At 67.0% G+C, this 1699-nt stretch carries 2 protein-coding genes; both read left to right on the top strand.

The window, feature by feature from the left end:
* A partial coding sequence (locus PGX04_RS24660; protein WP_273740921.1) for a BBE domain-containing protein occupies nucleotides 1-575 on the top strand: 575 nt, incomplete at its 5' end.
* Between the two features lie 61 nt (nucleotides 576-636).
* Nucleotides 637-1629, top strand: a complete 993-nt coding sequence (gene cofD / locus PGX04_RS24655; RefSeq protein WP_273740920.1) for a 2-phospho-L-lactate transferase — start codon at nucleotides 637-639, stop codon at nucleotides 1627-1629.
* The last annotated feature ends 70 nt before the right edge of the window (nucleotides 1630-1699 follow it).

The raw sequence follows: 1699 nt of genomic DNA, 5'->3' as shown, positions 1-1699 counted from the left end.
GGGGCGACCCGGCGGACGCCGACGATATGTTCGGGCCGCTCCGCGAGAGCGCGACGCCCGTCGCCGATATGAGCGGGCCGATGCGCTACGTCGACCTGCAGTCGATGCTCGACGAGGACTACCCGGACGGACTGCGCTACTACTGGAAGTCGATCTTCCTCGAGGAACTCACCGACGAGGTGTTCGACCTCATGGTCCGGTATACCGACTCGGCCCCGTCGGCGCTCTCGACGATCGACTGCTGGCACCTCGGCGACGCGGTCGCCGACGTTCCGCGGGACGCGACCGCGTTCTGGCACCGCGATAAGCCCTACATGCTCACCGTCGAGGCGAACTGGGAAGCCGCCGAGGACGACGACGCGAACGTGGGCTGGGCCCGCGAGTTGTTCGCAGACGTTCAGTCGCTGTCGGTCTCGTCGGGCCGCTACGGCAACTTCCCCGGGATGAACGAAGACCCTGCGAAATTGCTCTACGGCGAGAACTACGATCGACTGGTCGAGGTCAAGACGAGATACGACCCGGCCAACCTGTTCCGATCGAACGCGAACGTCGTGCCGCGAACGACCGGTGCCTGACGGTACCGGCCACCGCGAGCGGCCGAAAGCGATTAAGTAGCCACGCTCGAGAGTTGCAGGTATGGTAACCTTCCTCTCCGGGGGCACCGGAACGCCGAAGCTGTTGGACGGCGCAGCTGCCGCGTTCTCGCCGGAGGAGACCACGGTCGTCGCCAACACGGGCGACGACATCGAGCTCGGTGGGCTCTTCGTCTCGCCGGACGTCGATACGCTGCTGTTTCAGGGTGGTGGGATCCTCGACCGCGAGACGTGGTGGGGAATCGAGGGCGACACGCATCGGACGAACTCGGCGCTGCTGGACATCGCGTCGGCCGCCGGACTGCCGGAGGGACCACAGTACCTCTCCGAGGAGAAACAGACCGACGGCCGACGGCTCGCGAACTGGCGACGCTTTTCGGGGGTCGCGGAGTTCATGACTATCGGCGACCGCGATCGGGCCGTGCACATCACGCGGACGAGTCTCCTCGACGACAGCAACACGCTGAGCGAGGCGACCGAGCGGCTGGCCGGCGCGTTCGGGCTCACTATCGATCTCCTCCCGATGAGCGACGATCCCATCGCCAGCCTCGTCCATACTGACGAGGGGCTCATGCACTTTCAGGAGTACTGGGTCGCCCACCGGGGCGAGCCAACTGTCGACACCGTCGAGTTCCGTGGCTCCTCGAAAGCCGAGCCGGCGCCGGGCGTGCTCGAGTCGCTCGGCGACACGGTCGTCATCGGTCCCTCGAACCCGGTCACCAGTATCGGTCCGATGCTCGCGCTTCCCGGCGTCGCGGACGCGCTCGCGCAGACGACGGTCGTCGCCGTCTCGCCGTTCCTCGGCGACGACGCCTTTTCCGGGCCCGCCGGCGATCTCATGGCGGCCGTCAACGCGGAGCCCAGCACCGAGGGACTCGCGACCGCCTACCCGTTCGCGGACGCATTCGTGGTCGACGCCGAGGACGACGCTGACTTCGACCGGCCGACGATCCAAACCGATATCAAAATCGACTCCCGCGAGGACGCCGTGCGCGTGGTCCGCACAATCGACGACGCGATCGATCGCGTGAGCTGAAATGACCGGACACGCCTCGTTCGAGCCGCCGCTCGCGCTCGCGAGCATCAGCGGTGAGGCCGACGCCGAC

Source organism: Natrinema soli, assembly GCF_028618695.1.
The sequence above is the reverse complement of the archived record's forward strand: the minus strand, read 5'-3'. Positions and strand labels throughout refer to the sequence as shown.

Excerpts from the sequence above, each read along its gene's own strand:
- cofD (WP_273740920.1), top strand. The coding sequence starts at position 637 with ATGGTAACCTTCCTCTCCGGGGGCACCGGAACGCCGAAGCTGTTGGAC.